This is a genomic window from Flavobacterium fructosi (assembly GCF_042787335.1).
In the GTDB taxonomy this organism is placed as follows: domain Bacteria; phylum Bacteroidota; class Bacteroidia; order Flavobacteriales; family Flavobacteriaceae; genus Flavobacterium; species Flavobacterium fructosi.
Window position 1 is genome coordinate 126703 of record NZ_JBHZQA010000002.1, and the last position, 14444, is coordinate 141146.

Consider the following 14444-nt stretch of genomic DNA (forward strand, 5'->3'; position numbering starts at 1 on the left):
CTGAGAGGTTTTAATTAGTGAATTAGTGGTTATATTTTTTTTAAACATCTTGTAAACGTTTCTCAATTTTATGTTAACAGTAAATCAAAACGACAAACAAATTTTATCTTTGTTTTCGAAAATTAAAATACAATTTCCTTAAAAATGAAATATACTACTTTACCAAATACAGATCTAAAAGTCAGCAAGATTTGCCTTGGAACGATGACTTTTGGGCAGCAAAATACAGAATCAGATGGTCATGCTCAAATGGATTATGCACTAGAAAACGGAGTCAATTTCTTTGATACCGCCGAGATGTATTCTGTTCCAGCGCGTCAGGAAACCTACGGAAGCACAGAGAAAATTCTTGGGACTTGGTTCAAAAAATCAGGCAAAAGAGAAGAAATAGTTTTAGCTTCAAAGATTGCGGGACCTAATCCCAACTTTACCTACATGCGCGAGAAAAATGATTTTTCGCCAGCCAGTATCAAATTTGCTTTAGACCAAAGTTTACAGCGCTTACAAACGGATTATATCGATGTGTATCAGTTGCATTGGCCGGAACGTAAAACGAACTTCTTTGGACAACGCGGTTTCAAGGCGCAAGACGATGCTTGGGAAGATAACATTCACAATGTATTGGAGACCTTAGACGGGTTTATTAAAGAAGGAAAAATAAATCACATAGGACTTTCAAATGAAACCCCTTGGGGAATTATGCGTTTTCTGGAAGAAAGTAAATACAACAATTTGCCAAAGATTAAAACCATTCAAAATCCATATTCTTTATTAAATAGACTTTTTGAAGCGGGTTCTGCCGAAATTTGTCTAAGAGAAAATGTGGGTTTATTGGCGTATTCTCCGATGGCTTTTGGCGTTTTATCCGGTAAATTTCTATCCGGTGAAAATTATCCAAATACCAGAATCAAATTATTTCCTCAGTTTTCAAGATACAATAGCGAGCAATGTACAGAAGCCACGAGATTGTATCAGGAAATTGCTAAGAAAAATGGACTGTCTTTGACGGAATTGTCTTTAGCATTTATAGAGCAACAGCCCTTTGTGACCAGCACAATTATTGGCGCAACAACTATGGAACAATTAAAAGAAAATATCGATACGATTAAAGTTTCTCTATCGGATGAGGTTCTAAAAGCTATTGATGAAGTTCATGCTATAATTCCTGATCCGGCACCATAATTTGTTAAACTAAAAAATGTAAATTTAAGTCTTCAAGAAACCCTGTCAGAGCTCAAAACGTTGACAGGGTTGTTTTTTAATTTTAGTATTAAAGATCAAATTCCTCATCAACGGATAATGAATCGATTTTTACTTGTGTAGTATCTTGCGTTTTAATTCTTAGAAAAGACTGTGCCGGCCCAGAAATAATGATGCGTTGGGATTGATAAATAGTATCGTCAGGACTTAATAATCCTCTACGGAACATCATATTAATTAAAAAAGATTCTTGTTTTATGGCAAAATCTTTTAGCATTCCTTGATTATTAAACTGATACATGAATTTCTTTGGACTTGGAATAATTCGGGCGAGATAAAGACATTCTTTCAAATTTAATTCTGATGGACTTTTCTGAAAGTAAAACCGACTTGCTTCGCCAATTCCATATACATTTGGACCCCATTCAATAATATTAAAATATACTTCCAGCATGCGTTCCTTGCTTGCAATTCTGTTATTTTCAAGAATATAAACTAGCAAAATTTCTTCCAATTTGCGGGATACTGTTTTTTCGCGGGTAAGAAAAACATTTTTTACTAATTGCATGCTAATGGTGCTGGCACCTCTTGCGAATTTTTTGGTTTTAATGTTTTTTATGATGGATTGTTTAAATGCTTCATTAATAAAACCATGATGAGAAAAGAAAGAAGGATCTTCAGTAGTCAGAACACATTTTCTTAAATAAGGGGATATTTGGTTTAAAGACGTATAATTTGAATTGGCAGAACCAACCAAAATTGGGCGTTGCAATACGTTTTTTATAAGTGCCCTATAAATAAATTCTTCATTGAGTTTGTTGAGATTCGCTTTGCCATATTTTGTAATTTTAAGATTTTCCTTATTGATATTGCTATCAAAAACCAGCTGATCAGGTTTGTTTTTGTTGTAAGAGAAATTTAGATTATAATCAAAATTTCCTTCCGCTTCCATTCCTTGAAAATTGGTAAATAAGCCATCAGGAAGCGAGGAGATGAAATTCTGTGCTTTCATCTTTGGAATAACTACTTTTAGTTTGTAAACGGTGTCTTTTTTAGTTTCGTACGCTACATAAGGATGAAATTTCACCTTATTAAACTGAACCGTTGAAGTACTGTCTATCGAAATAAAATCAGAACCGAACAAGAATCGAAAGTCAAAACGTGCATTTTTGATGACGACATCTTTACTGGCAATTTTAGAATGATTTACTTTTAAATTTTTAATAGAGGTGAAACCGTCGACATGTAATTCATCTCCATCTCGATCTATATTTTGAATATTCAATCGAATGGAATCAAAACTCGATTTTAGGTTGTAACGTTCGTCAAAGTAAGGAACCTTGATAGCGCCAGTATCAATATTAAAGAAACGGATATCGGCTTTTTTATTTCTTGGATCGGCAAACCCTTTTATTTTCCAACGTTGTGTAAAAGTATTAGTTTGAACTCTTATTGAAGTTTCCAGTTGCTTATCAACCAATCGCATTTTTTGGAAATTAATCATTGCTTTTTTTCCGTTGTCATCTAAACGAAAGGAAAGATTGTCTAAAATCATGTCGGTTGGAACTAAATTCAGTGCTTTAGAGATAATGCGATAGGCAAATTCCGCATAATCTTTTTTTTCATTGCTTATTTCTGTTTGCTTGTCTTTTTTTATAAAAGCATCAAAATTTCTTGTTTTTCCTTTTTTAGTAAGCTGTACAAAACCATTCTGGATGTTTAAAGTTCCAAGTTGTACATCACCTATCAGTAGTTTCCAGATGTTGACACTTGTTGTTAATTTTTGTATTTTAAAGAGTGTATCTGCATTTTTTGGAGCTAAAACAACATCAGAAAGGTTTAAAGTTGAAAACCCGTCAAAAGAAGCTTTTTTAACTGAAAAAGTACTGTTGTAATCCATTTCCATTGTATTAGAAACCTTGGCGATGGTTTGCTGTAAAACTGCATTTCGAAAGATATAAAAAACACTAATTAGAACGGTAAACAATATAATTAATATTGTAGACGCTAGAATTATTTTTTGTTTTCCGGTTCTCATAAACAGTTTGTTAGTGAATAGAAACCACAAAGTGATTTTATTTGTAAAGTAAAGGAAAAAACTAGTGTGGGTATGATTTTAGCATATTATTTAGGACTTTTTTGTGTATTGCGATTTACGAACGCAAAGCTGTTAGGGATTAAACACTTTGGTGTTATTTAAGGACAGATCGAAACTCCTGGCGGTACTGTGAAGCGCTTTTACCTGCAAACTCCTTGAAAGATTTATTGAAGTAACTAAAATTATTGAAACCGCTTTCATAGCATATTTCAGTTATGCTGATGGGTTTTTCTGCCAGTAACTTGGAGGCGTGTACAAGACGATAATCATTTACAAAATGGGTGAACGTTTTATTGGTAATTTTCTTAAAATACCGACAAAAAGACGGTACCGTCATACTCACGATTACCGCTACTTCATAGAGTGTAATGTGCGCTTGAAAATTATCTTTCACATAATTAAATACGGCATTGATCCGATCGTTATCCTGCATCTGCATTTCCATTGAAAATCCATCAGCATTCAAAATGGTATATTCATTGGATAATTCTAATTCGCTTAGAATACTTAACATAGTCAACAGCTTTTCAAGATGCGACTGTTTTTCCATGGATTCAATTTTAATGCCGATGTTCTTTTTAGTTTCTCCTTCAAAAGCAATTCCGGCTTTGGCTTGACGGAAAAGATTTTGAATGTTTTTCATTTCAGGAATATTAAAAAATTCATTCCCTAGAAAATTCGGTTTCATTTGGATAACCGTTTCGTTTTTATTTCCTGTTTCTTCATTGGTAAACCCGCAATGAGGAAGATTACTTCCTATAAGTATCAGATCACCATCGGTATAATAAGATATATGGCTTCCAATTTGGCGTTTTCCCGAACCACCGTTTACAAACACTAGTTCAATTTCAGGATGATAATGCCATAAGTGAGCTTTGTTGTTAGCGTTTTCAATATATTGGGAATAGTAGAAGGAACTCCCAAAAGATGGCGTTATAATTTCGAATGCAGGCGGTACTATTTTCATAGACAACGTATTTAGAATAGCACAAAATTACCTAAAATAAGTGTAAAATTATCTTATTTAACCTTAATCGTTTTCGTAAAAGGTAAAATAGCATATAAATTAGAAAATCCTGTAGTACTTTACAATGAATCCCTTACGGTAATTTTGCGTCAGATAAATAATCAATTATAAATCTAAAAATTTACTATAATGAAAAAGATTTTAAAATTTAGTTTAGTGCTATCCACCGTAGTATTAACTGCCGTCGAAGCACATGCAAGAAAGGCTGATTTCTCGTTAGATTTAAAAAAAGAAGAGGGAAAGACGGTAAGTTTTACTTTAAAAGAGATCAAGAGAATCGATTTGTCGATTTATGACACAAGTGATAATTTAATTTATCAAGAAAAGGTTACTTCTGAGGATGATATTAATAGAACGTACGACTTAACTGCTTTTCCAGAAGGCATTTATTTCTTAGAAGCGGAAAGTGATCTTAAAATTTCAAGATACAAAATTGAGGTTTTTGGTAAAGTAGCTAAACTGTATGTTGATGCTGTTTCAGAAGTGTACAAGCCGGTTTTGGTAAACAAAAATGGAACTGTAGCATTTAATATGTTAAACACAAGTAAAACACCTGTTGCCGTTAAAATTTATAGTTCAAATGACACAGCGTTGTATAACGAAACCATATCTGGAGAATTAAATGTGGGTAAGATATTTGACATAAGTAAGGTGGAAGGAGACGAATGTACGTTTGTTATCACTTCTAATGGTAAAACTTTTGTCGAAACAGTTGATGTCAAATAATAAGTAAGGAAGTTGTAGTAATTAAGAGGCTGTCTATTTTAGGCAGCCTCTTTTTTTTAGTGCAATCGTCGTAAAACGTAAAGGTAATTAAACTAAATAATTTAGGATATGACATTATGAAACATAGAATTTTTTAACCTTTGCGACGATTTCATTTAAGGTCATTTTGTCTGCTGTTTCAACTGCTTTTAGTTTATTAGCAAATAATTTTTCATCCTGAATTTTTTGTTCCAACCTGATCTTTGTTTCGGCGGGGCCAAAAACAAAAAGTTCATCTGCTCCTTTTACATAAGATAGCACTTCTTTTATAAAGAAATCTAGTTGTTCTTTTTTTCGATTTTCAAATTTTGACTCGCTATTGCCGTGATGACCTCCAGAAAAGGTACCTTTGTTCCCTTCCTTATCGTGGTAAACGTTGTTTTCTACATCAGAGTCTATTTCAGAAATTTTTTCATCTTTACCGCCTTCCAGCGTAACAATAATTGCCTTTGAGGTGTCGATCCAAATTCCAGTTTGTCTTTTCATGTCTTTGATTTTTAAGTTAAAGTAAATTTTTTGTGCTACAGAATCGTGCTCATTTGACTGATTAGAACGCGTTCTGATTTATTTTTTCCTGAAAATGAAGAAGCTATGTCGTTGGCAGTTTTTAAAATCGAGGCATTAATTTCTGGAGTGAACAAGTGCTGATGTTCTGTTCTGAAAATTTTAAAGTCGGGCATCACTTGTTCCAATTCCCATTCGTTAGCGACACGCCAGTCAAAAACAATTTCGATTTCATAAGCGGTATCATCGCCAAATTCATTAAAAGTATTTTCAAGCGGAAGCCATTCTGTTTTTACAATTTCTTTGAGTTGTGCGATTTCCTCTTTTCGAATAGTTTTATCTATGGCCGCAATGCAATAAAACACTTTTCCTAAGTGTTCATAGAGGCGAGTCATAGTTTGGTGTGATGGTTTCATTTTTCAATCTTTAGATAAAAAAACAACACATAAATTTACAACAAAATAATGAATCTCATTCTGGATTTTCATTTTTTATTAAGTAATATTTTTATTTTATTACGTATAATCGTTTGACTTTCAAATAAAATGAAAGCAATTATTTAGATTGACTCGGAGTAATTATGGCTTTTTCTTATGAATAGAAATCGTACTAATTATAATTATGTGGGCATAAAAAAGAGGATGCCGTTTTTTAATGACATCCTCTTTTTTGCGAATTCAGTAAAATTATTTTTTCGAATATTCTTTTTCTAAAAATAAGTACCGGGCATCGTTTTCTGCTTTTATTGATTTTGAATTTACATCAATAACCATAATCGCTGGATTTTCTTCGTTTTTTGCGCTAGGCCAAACAGGAAGTTTATCCCCGTTTGGATTACCTGTTTTTATGAAGTTGGCAAAAAAGTTCATCATGGTATCCGAAACTTTATAATCATCGTCTGTCCAAGCATAATTTTTATTAGATGCTAAATTCCCCATTGCATATTCTATCTCTGCAGAGTGAACCGCCCCTTTTGGTATAGGAGTTTTTGAAATGTTTTTGTCTTTTTTAATGACTCCTCCTGCAAGAGCAGCTTCAAGTTCATTGTCGCGCATTTCGGGTCTTGGGTGTGCATAATAATAACGATATACAGGCTGTGTACTGTTTTTTCGATGCAAATCAAACCATTTCCAAGTGCTGTAGGCAATAAAACGGTCTCCTGCTAAATCGGTGGCAGATTGCTCCGTTATTTCAGGAGTTCCTGCAGGATACAACTTTAAAACTTCGTCCGCTTTGGAGCCATATAATTCTTTTACTTTTTGGATATAACTTGCATTGTCTATGTCTTTTCCCATGGTTAAAGCGTGGTAGTTCATTTCCTCTGAATTCCATCCTAACAACAAAGGAACCATAGCTTGTTGTTTTGCTTCAAAAATTTCGGGTAGCGATTTTGTTAAAAAATAACCGTCAATAGTTATTTTGAAAACACCCAGACTTGTTCCCAATGATTTTTGATACAGCTCAAAAGTGGACATCGCACGAAGGTCTTTTAAGGATGTAGCTCCAATTTTTTTGGCAATTTCGAGGCCTATTTTTTCGCTCTCTGCCAAAGGGACCGGAGATAATGTAGGGAAGATGGAACCACCGCTTTCGCCAATAGCTCCTGCGATAAGTCCATTTGATAATGGAGAAGCCATTTGAGCGCTCACCGAAATAGAACCAGCTGATTCTCCTGCGATTGTTACTCGTTTTGGATCCCCTCCAAATTTTGAAATATTGGCCTGTACCCATTTTAAGGCAGCATTTTGATCCAATAATCCATAGTTTCCTGAAGCGTGGTTAGGAGATTCTTTGGTCAGTTCAGGATGTGTGAAAAATCCCCAAATCCCTAATCTATAGTTTACGGTTAAGGTGATTATTCCTTTTTTGGCCATGTTTTCGCCATCATAACGATTTTCGGAACCATCGCCAGCAGCAAAACCACCACCGTAGAAATAAACTAAAACAGGAAGTTTTTCATTGGCTGATTTGGCAGGAGACCAAATATTAAGATATAAGCAATCTTCGCTCGTCCCGTCACTTCTAAAACCCATATCGCCAAATATGTAGGATTGGATTGCTCTTGGTCCAAATTTTTTGGTTTGTTTAACTCCTGGCCAATATGTCAAAGCTTGAGGAGCTTTCCATCGTAAATTACCCACTGGTGGCTGTGCAAAGGGAATTCCTTTGAAGCTTTGAATATTTGTTTTCACATCAAATTCACCTTCTATTATTCCATTTAAAGTGGTTATTTGAACAGGGAAAGCATTTGGGTTTTCGGCATGTTGCGCTTTTGAAAAGAAAGGGATTGCCAATAGCATAAACCCAATGCATTTTATTTTTAGATTCATAATTTATGTGTTTTATCGTGTAATTTTTTTATAGAGATAAATAGAAATTCTACCCAAACAATTCATTTGCGATATCTTCAATTTTGGCGACCAATCGAATTTTAATTCCAGTATTTTTTAAGGCAATTTTATTGTATTTCGAAACAAAAATGGTCGAAAATCCTAATTTTTCGGCTTCCTGAATGCGTTGGTCTACGCGGTTTACAGGGCGAATTTCACCGGAAAGTCCCACTTCGCCAGCAAAACAAAAATCTTTATTTACGGGAATATCTTCATTCGATGATAAAATGGCTGCCACGACGGCTAAATCTATTGCAGGATCATCTACAGAGATTCCTCCGGTTACGTTGAGGAAAACGTCTTTGGCGCCAAGCCTGAAACCGGCTCTTTTCTCTAAAACTGCCAGAATCATATTCAGTCTTTTGGCATTGTAACCCGTTGTGCTGCGTTGTGGTGTTCCGTAAACTGCGGTGCTGACCAAGGCTTGGATTTCAATCATCAAAGGGCGCATGCCTTCTAGTGTTGAGGCAATCGCAGTTCCTGATAGTTCCTCGTCTTTGTGTGAAATTAATATCTCGGAAGGATTTGAAACTTCGCGCAAACCATTGCCTAACATTTCATAAATACCAATTTCAGCAGTCGAGCCAAAACGGTTTTTTAACGAACGTAAAATACGATACACATGATTTCTATCGCCTTCAAATTGCAAAACCGTGTCGACCATGTGTTCCAGGATTTTTGGTCCGGCAATGTTTCCGTCTTTGGTAATGTGACCAATAAGGATCACAGGAATATTAGTTTCTTTTGCAAATTTTATCAGTTCGGCGGTGGTTTCTCTAATTTGAGAAATACTTCCAGGAGTTGATTCAATATAATCGGTATGGAGTGTCTGAATGGAATCAATAATTACGATTTCCGGTTCAATAGCTTCAATTTGCTTGAAGATATTTTGGGTTTTGGTTTCGGTAAGAATATAGCAATTATCTCCGCTCGGCGTGATTCTTTCGGCGCGCATTTTTATTTGTTTCTGACTTTCTTCACCCGAAACATATAAAGTTTTATAAGGTAACTTTAAAGAAATTTGAAGTAAAAGCGTACTTTTTCCAATGCCGGGTTCACCGCCCAAAAGGATCAGAGAGCCAGGAACTATTCCGCCACCAAGAACACGATTCAATTCTCCATCGGTAGTGTCCATTCGGATTTCCTGAGCAGAATCAATTTCGTTTATTCGTAATGGTTTTGGTGCTTTGTTGGTGGGAGTTGGTTCGCTTTTCCAAGCTACTTTTTCTTGTTTTTGAATAATTTCTTCCGCTATAGTATTCCATTCTTTGCAGGAATTGCATTGTCCTTGCCATTTGGCATATTGGGCTCCGCAGTTTTGACAAAAAAAAGTAGTTTTTACTTTTGACATTATTTTTTTGGTGTTAGACTTTGCATGTCGTCAAATTTTTGAAACATCATGTCTTTAGTTAAATCTCCAATTTCCTCTAATTGCGACGCTTTTTGGTATTGTTTTACCGCTTTTTTTTGATCGCCTGTTTTTTCATACATCAATCCCAATTCATAGTCACTCAACATCGATTTAGGATAATTTTTTCGTGCAATTACAGCTAGTTTTTCAAGTTCGGGATATGCTTTATTTTTCAATATAGCAGCTTCGATCGCTTTGAAATCATTTATGCGCACTGGAATATTTAATTTCAATTGTTTTGACAAAAGATTATATTTCTCAGTAAGGTAATCTACATATCCTGACGGAAGTGTGGCAATTTTATCTGTATATTCCGTTGATGAAATTGGCTTATAGGATTCGAAAATTTGATACAAAGCATTAGGAATTGAATACAATACCAAGGAGTAATGAGAAGCGCCTTTGAAATAATCAAATTTATAATTAAGTAAAGGATTGGTAAGCAGTTTGATATTTGCATCCATCTTTTTTATGGGCTCTTGCAATTTTTTTACATCACCATCCGCTGTAGATTGGTAATAAAAAACGGGTTGTTTTAGGTTAGAAAGTTTTTCGGGAACGCGATTTTCCATTTCTGGGGCAAGTTCGGGGCTTAATGAAATGTACGCGTTAAATAGTAAAGTATCTTTGTAAAGAAAAAAGTTCAAATAGCCTGCTGTAGTATCGTGTCCCGCGATAATCCGAAAAGGTGCTAATCGATACTTTTTCTCTAAATAAGGTAGTAGTTCACCTCCAATAAATTCAAAAAATTGGGCACCTTTTCCAGATGGAGTGTCTTCAACTTCATCATAAGTACTGTCGTCTATCCGTTCGTTATTTTTGTTCTGATTGATGCTAACGATGATGGTTTCCGGTAAATCATCCCAATACGCGCCGTAATTTAACGCACCATAAAAAGGATCAAAAAGGTAGTCTCCATCAAGTAAGATGAGAATTGGATATCTTTTGTTTGGATTCTTCTCATAGGAGGCCGGCAATCCAATTGTGATTTCGCGGGTTACACCTAGTTTTGCTGATTCGAATGGTTGTGTCGTTTTTTGAGAAAATACTGAAATAGAAAACAATAATAAGAGTAAAATCTGTTTCATAATTTTAGTTGTTTTAGAAATTAAATTAATTCTAAAGTAAGCACCAATATAATGCTTTATTTACTTTTATAAAAAACAGGACCAACAAAAACACCCAATATAGAATTTCAGCAAAATTAGCTAAATCGCATAAAGAAAATTATTGAAATTCTTCTGAAAATCTGTACTGGGATTCTTAATGCAGTTTTTTTTCTGCAAATTTACGTCAAAGAATTGTCATTTTCATTAGGGAAAATTATCCAAGGTTTGAAGGTTTTTGCTTCTTCAAATTCTAATGTGGCATACGAAATGATGATTATAATGTCATCCTTTTGTACTTTTCTCGCAGCAGGCCCATTAAGGGTTATTACTCCAGAGTTTCTTCCACCTTTGATGGCATAAGTGTCAAAACGTTCGCCATTGTTAATGTTTACAATAGAAACTTTTTCTCCTTCGATTATATTAGATGCTTCTAATAATGTTTCATCAATAGTAATGCTTCCGATATAATTTAAATCAGCTCCAGTTACTTTAACTCGATGAATTTTTGATTTTACGACTTGAATTTGCATGCTACAAAAGTAATTAATTTAATGAAATTGTGTCAATCAAACGAATATTATTGACAACGATGGCTATAAAAGCACGGTATTTTTTATTTTTATTTTTTCTAAGACAGGGTAGTAATGTTGCTTCATCAGCAATTACAAAATACTCTAAAGTAAACATTGCATTTTTTTTGAATGATTTTTGTATCCATTCACATACCGAAGTGGCGCTTTTACTCTTGAATTTTTCTTTTGCGATATTTAATGTTTGAAAAATGATTGCAGCATTTTCCCTTTCATGGTCGGATAATCGCTCATTCCGGGAACTCATGGCCAAATTATTGGATTCTCTATAAATGGGACAACCAACAACATTGACTTTTAAGTTGTTTTTTGCGACCATTTTTTTTACAATTTGTAATTGTTGAAAATCTTTTTCACCAAAGTAGGCGTTAGTTGGTTCGACAATTTCAAAAAGACGTTTCACTATAGTGCCCACGCCATTAAAATGACCGGGTCTGAATTTTCCTTCCATTTGATTTTCTAATCCATCAAAATCAAACGGTTGAGATACAGGTTGTCCATCGTAAATATCTTCAACCGTTGGAGCATATAAAATAATTTTTGGACTTAAAGCTGTAAGTTTTTTTACATCTTCTTCTAATGTCCTTGGATATTTTGCTAAATCTTCCGGATTGTTAAATTGGGTTGGATTCACAAAAATACTGACAACCGTATGTTCATTTTCGGATAGTGATTTTTGCATTAGTGCCAGATGACCTTGATGCAGAGCGCCCATAGTAGGAACAAACCCAATAGTGGAATGAGTAGTTTTAATAGATTTCAGAAAGTCTATCAAAGCTGCTTTTCCATAGAATATATGCATGATGGTATTGTTAAAATTAAATGCAAACTTACTATTTTAGTTAATAACTGCATAAATTTTTGTAATTTTGCGTGGTTTTTATTACCAATAAACTAAGTAAATTACAATATGAAAGATAAGAGGATATTATATGTATCATCTGAAGTGGTGCCTTACCTTGCTGAAAATGAGGTTTCTTTAATGTCTTATGATGTTCCTAAAATGGTCAATGATCAAGGTGGACAGATAAGAATTTTCATGCCCAGATATGGAAATATTAATGAAAGAAGACACCAATTACACGAAGTAATTAGACTTTCAGGGATGAATTTGGTAGTGAATGACTTGGATATGCCTTTGATCATTAAAGTTGCTTCCATTCCAAAAGAAAGAATTCAGGTTTATTTTATCGACAATGATGAATATTTCAAGCGCAAAGCAACCTTTGCAGATGAAGAAGGAGTTATGTATCCAGATAATGACGAGAGAGCTATTTTCTTTGCAAAAGGAGTTGTAGAAACCGTTAAGAAACTAAATTGGGTTCCTGATATTATTCATGTTCACGGATGGATGGCTGCTATGTTGCCTATTTATTTGAAACATTTTTATAAAAATGAGGCTCTTTTTTCTGAAACCAAAATTGTTACTTCTGTTTATAGCCAGTCTTTTGAAGGGATTTTGGATGCTGAAATGATTAATAAAGTGAAATTTGACGGAATTCCTAATGAAGCTATTATTGAATTAGAAACACCTGACTACGAGCACATTATGAAAGCAACTATTATGCACTCTGACGCCGTAATTATTGCTTCTGAAAACCTGTCTTCAAGTTTAACAAAATTTATAGAATCTTCAGGGAAACCTTTTTTATCTTTCGCTCCGAAAGATAAATTCGCGGAAGCGTATACTAATTTCTATAAAAACGAGGTTCTTTAAATTCAACTTTTATTAATAAATATGTACAATACTTCTTTTTTTAAGAAAATGCTAGTTCTGGCCAGCATTATCCTTTTGTATTCGTGTGATAAAGATTACTATGCGATTGGTGGGGATTTAATCGGTGATAACCATTTTGATTTTAGCACCTATACGTCAAATGTCATAGCCTACAATCAAAAAATAGGTCCTGTACAATCCAACGATTTAGCTGTAAATAGGTTGGGAATTTATACAAATCCTGCTTTTGGGACTACAACCGCTAATTTTGCAACACAATTAAGTTTAGGTTCTGTAAGTCCTGAAATTGGAAGTAATCCCGAAATTGAAAGTGTTGTTTTAACTGTTCCGTATTTTACTGATGCAACTAAAACGGTTACAAATACTGATGGTAGTCATGTTTATGAATTAGATTCTATTTACGGCGGAAGTCCTGCTGAAATTAAATTAAGCGTTTATGAGTCTGGATATTTTATGAGAGATTTAGATCCTGCAGGGGGGTTTCAAGAGGCGCAAAGATACTATACAAATCAGAATGTTAATTTTGATAATGCCAAGGTTGGAAATCGCTTGAATGATGATGTAAATGTTGCTCAAAACGACGGTTTCTTTTTTAGTGCTGCTGAATATGTTGAAAAAACTACTGATGCAACTACAAAAGTCGAAACTACAACTCGTACTGCTCCAGGAATGCGATTGAACTTGAATAAAAGTTTTTTTGACGCTAAAATAATACATGCACCGGCCGGCAAATTAGCTACTACAGATGTGTTTAAAGACTATTTTAGAGGTTTGTATTTCAAGGTGGAAAAATCGGGAAGTAGCGCAGGAAACTTAGCGTTATTGAATTTTAAGTTGGGAAAGATTACTATTAAATATAAAGAAGATTTGTCTACAACAGTTGGTACAGTGGTTACGGTTACCAGAGTTGATAAGTCTATCGTACTGAACCTTGCAGGAAATTCTGTAAATCTTTTAGAGCAAACTAATACAAACGCTTTATACTTAAATGCCACTGCCAATCCAAATACTGTTGACGGAGATGAAAATCTATTCTTAAAAGGTGGCGAAGGTTCAATGGCTATTCTTCATCTTTTTAGTACTCCAGGGGAGCTTACTACTTTGAGGTCCAATGGCTGGTTAATTAATGAAGCAAATCTTGTTTTTCATATTGATACAGACAAAATGAAAGATGTTGGAGGAGTAAAAGTCTATGAGCCTAATAGAATCTATTTATATGACCTTACCAATAATCGTCCGGTTGTAGATTATTTTAATGATGCTACTACAAGTAAAAACCCTAAAAATGGGAAATTGATTTATGGAGGTATGATTAATAAAGAAACTGCCACAAATAAGGGGTTGACTTACAAAATCAGAATTACAAATCAGATAAGAAATTTAATAAAAAATTCTGATTCAACAAATGTAAAGTTAGGTCTAGTGGTTACGGAAGATATAAACACTGTTACTTCAAGTTATTTGAAAACACCTAATTCTTTTTCTTCACAAGTGCCGAGAGCTAGCGTTATGAATCCGTTAGGGACTATTCTTTACGGTGGAAAATCTACAGTTCCTGTGGACAAAAGATTGAAACTTGAAATTTTTTATACAAAACCTAATTAAGGAAAAA

The 14444-nt window shown here is 34.2% G+C and carries 13 protein-coding genes; 4 read left to right on the top strand and 9 right to left on the bottom strand.

Annotated features, from left to right (window positions below; translation table 11 throughout):
* Positions 1–144 precede the first annotated feature (144 nt).
* A complete protein-coding gene (locus ACFX5D_RS03490; RefSeq protein WP_379856868.1) occupies positions 145–1182 on the top strand; it encodes an aldo/keto reductase in 1038 nt (345 codons plus the stop codon).
* Positions 1183–1270: 88 nt separating this feature from the next.
* On the opposite strand, the gene ACFX5D_RS03495 is transcribed toward ACFX5D_RS03490, so the two are convergent.
* Positions 1271–3238, bottom strand: coding sequence for a transglycosylase domain-containing protein (locus ACFX5D_RS03495; protein WP_379856869.1), 1968 nt, complete (start codon positions 3236–3238; stop codon positions 1271–1273).
* Between the two features lie 154 nt (positions 3239–3392).
* Positions 3393–4265, bottom strand: coding sequence for an AraC family transcriptional regulator (locus tag ACFX5D_RS03500; protein ID WP_379856870.1), 873 nt, complete (start codon positions 4263–4265; stop codon positions 3393–3395).
* 189 nt (positions 4266–4454) lie between these two features.
* Between ACFX5D_RS03500 and ACFX5D_RS03505 the strand changes: the two genes are divergently transcribed.
* Entirely contained in the window at positions 4455–5051 is a 597-nt protein-coding gene (locus ACFX5D_RS03505; RefSeq protein ID WP_379856871.1) for a hypothetical protein, read from the top strand.
* A gap of 114 nt (positions 5052–5165) precedes the next feature.
* Here ACFX5D_RS03505 and ACFX5D_RS03510 read toward each other — a convergent pair whose 3' ends face one another.
* The 7 genes from ACFX5D_RS03510 to panC form a co-directional block, all read right to left on the bottom strand.
* Positions 5166–5576, bottom strand: a complete 411-nt coding sequence (locus tag ACFX5D_RS03510; protein WP_379856872.1) for a hypothetical protein — start codon at positions 5574–5576, stop codon at positions 5166–5168.
* Between the two features lie 35 nt (positions 5577–5611).
* A complete protein-coding gene (locus tag ACFX5D_RS03515) occupies positions 5612–6010 on the bottom strand; it encodes a hypothetical protein (RefSeq protein ID WP_379856873.1) in 399 nt (132 codons plus the stop codon).
* A 270-nt stretch (positions 6011–6280) separates the two neighbouring features.
* The gene (locus ACFX5D_RS03520) at positions 6281–7924 is read right to left on the bottom strand and encodes a carboxylesterase/lipase family protein (RefSeq protein ID WP_379856874.1); all 1644 of its coding nucleotides are present in this window, start codon (positions 7922–7924) and stop codon (positions 6281–6283) included.
* Between the two features lie 49 nt (positions 7925–7973).
* Positions 7974–9335 (bottom strand): DNA repair protein RadA, encoded by a 1362-nt coding sequence (radA, locus tag ACFX5D_RS03525; RefSeq protein WP_379856875.1) that lies wholly within the window; start codon positions 9333–9335, stop codon positions 7974–7976.
* Positions 9335–10483, bottom strand: coding sequence for an alpha/beta hydrolase (locus ACFX5D_RS03530; RefSeq protein WP_379856876.1), 1149 nt, complete (start codon positions 10481–10483; stop codon positions 9335–9337). Before ACFX5D_RS03530 ends, radA begins: the two co-directional genes overlap by 1 nt.
* Before the next feature lie 200 nt (positions 10484–10683).
* Complete coding sequence (gene panD, locus ACFX5D_RS03535) at positions 10684–11034, bottom strand: aspartate 1-decarboxylase (protein ID WP_379856877.1); 351 nt, start codon at positions 11032–11034, stop codon at positions 10684–10686.
* Positions 11035–11047: 13 nt separating this feature from the next.
* A complete protein-coding gene (panC, locus tag ACFX5D_RS03540; protein WP_379856878.1) occupies positions 11048–11896 on the bottom strand; it encodes a pantoate--beta-alanine ligase in 849 nt (282 codons plus the stop codon).
* Positions 11897–12004: 108 nt separating this feature from the next.
* Between panC and ACFX5D_RS03545 the strand changes: the two genes are divergently transcribed.
* A complete protein-coding gene (locus ACFX5D_RS03545) occupies positions 12005–12811 on the top strand; it encodes a glycogen/starch synthase (RefSeq protein WP_379856879.1) in 807 nt (268 codons plus the stop codon).
* 21 nt (positions 12812–12832) lie between these two features.
* The gene (locus ACFX5D_RS03550) at positions 12833–14437 is read left to right on the top strand and encodes a DUF4270 domain-containing protein (RefSeq protein WP_379856880.1); all 1605 of its coding nucleotides are present in this window, start codon (positions 12833–12835) and stop codon (positions 14435–14437) included.
* The last annotated feature ends 7 nt before the right edge of the window (positions 14438–14444 follow it).